This window comes from Protofrankia sp. CiP1_Cm_nod4 (assembly GCF_982290645.1).
Window position 1 is genome coordinate 1 of record NZ_CEVIVC010000024.1, and the last position, 1,797, is coordinate 1,797.

Annotated in this window: 1 CRISPR repeat array. The window is 60.2% G+C overall.

The annotated features are described in order from the left end of the window. The first annotated feature begins 57 nt into the window (after positions 1 to 57). Positions 58 to 1,454: direct repeats of the CRISPR family, unit length 36 nt; unit sequence GTTTCAATCCGGCTCGGATTTGTAGATCGCGGGGAC. Positions 1,455 to 1,797: the final 343 nt, after the last annotated feature.

Below are 1,797 nucleotides of genomic sequence, written 5' to 3' on the forward strand. Positions count from 1 at the left end.
GGCTCAGATTTGTAGATCGCAGGGACACGTCTTCAAGACGGTGCCGTCAACCTCCGTGTTTCAATCCGGCTCGGATTTGTAGATCGCGGGGACCGGCACGGAGCGCGCTCGCGCACGCCGCAGGAGGTTTCAATCCGGCTCAGATTTATAGATCGCGGGGACGCACCAAGGCCCGCACGATCGAGCAGTTCGGGTTTCAATCCGGCTCGGATTTGTAGATCGCGGGGACCCCACGGATCTGATTCGGCGGGCGACCGATGAGGTTTCAATCCGGCTCGGATTTGTAGATCGCGGGGACCCCGCTTCAAGAAGGACGCGGGGATTTGGGAGCTGCGGTTTCAATCCGGCTCGGATTTGTAGATCGCGGGGACCGCAGCCACCACCCGCGGCTCCCGCCCCCCTGGTTTCAATCCGGCTCGGATTTGTAGATCGCGGGGACAAAAGGGCAGAATTACGTGCCGCAAGTGAGAGTTTCAATCCGGCTCGGATTTGTAGATCGCGGGGACAGCAGATCCCGGAGGTGCGGGCCAACCTGGCCCGGTTTCAATCCGGCTCGGATTTGTAGATCGCGGGGACCGGCGGCAGCGCGCGAGCGCGTCGCGGCTGGCAGTTTCAATCCGGCTCGGATTTGTAGATCGCGGGGACTCGAGGCGGTCTCCGAGCAGGTTCGCCGCGAGGTTTCAATCCGGCTCGGATTTGTAGATCGCGGGGACTTGATGGCTCTTGGCGTGGATAAGATAGCGAGTTTCAATCCGGCTCGGATTTGTAGATCGCGGGGACCTGATTATCGCCGTCGGTTCCGTAGATGTTTCAATCCGGCTCGAATTTGTAGATCGCGGGGACACCGCACATCGGTCGTGTACATGGCGACACAGTTTCAATCCGGCTCGGATTTGTAGATCGCGGGGACCCCCGCGAATCAAAGGCAACATCGCGGTGATGTTTCAATCCGGCTCGGATTTGTAGATCGCGGGGACCTCCGGTGGTGGCTCGGCGCCGCGCCTCAGAGGTTTCAATCCGGCTCGGATTTGTAGATCGCGGGGACTCTCTGGGCCCAGCCCGGCAGCGCCTACTGCAGTTTCAATCCGGCTCGGATTTGTAGATCGCGGGGACTCCGCGTTGACCGCCTAACTTTCCATGCAGGTTTCAATCCGGCTCGGATTTGTAGATCGCGGGGACCCCCTCTCCGCCGGTAGCGACTCAAGCCCTGGTTTCAATCCGGCTCGGATTTGTAGATCGCGGGGACTACATACCTCTCATAGGGGCGGCTAAGGATGCGGGTTTCAATCCGGCTCGGATTTGTAGATCGCGGGGACTCCCTCCAGGCCGGATTGGCGATTTCCCGGCAGGTTTCAATCCGGCTCGGATTTGTAGATCGCGGGGACAAAAAATCCCGGACAGCGCCCTTCCGGGCGTCGGTTTCAATCCGGCTCGGATTTGTAGATCGCGGGGACCGCTGTCCGAATTGTACCCCGTCTGAGCTGGGGGTTTGCAAGATCCAACCACAACCTCCTTTTGAAGATCTTTTAGATCATGGTGAGATGATCTAAAAATTCTGTGTCGTTGCAGGTCAGGATGCATGTCGATCTCTCACCACAACCTCCCGGGTTCGTCGGCGTGTCGGAGGTTGTGGTGGATGATCTCCCTGGGGCACGCGTCTGTCCGTCCGGATCGGGTGCCGGGGACCCTCCGGTGCCAGATCCGGACAGGCCGCTGGAGCGCATGCCGATGGTGACACCTCCGCGACTTCGCTTCGACAGCCGTGGCGTGGCCATCCCCGCGAGCACCTCCACGATC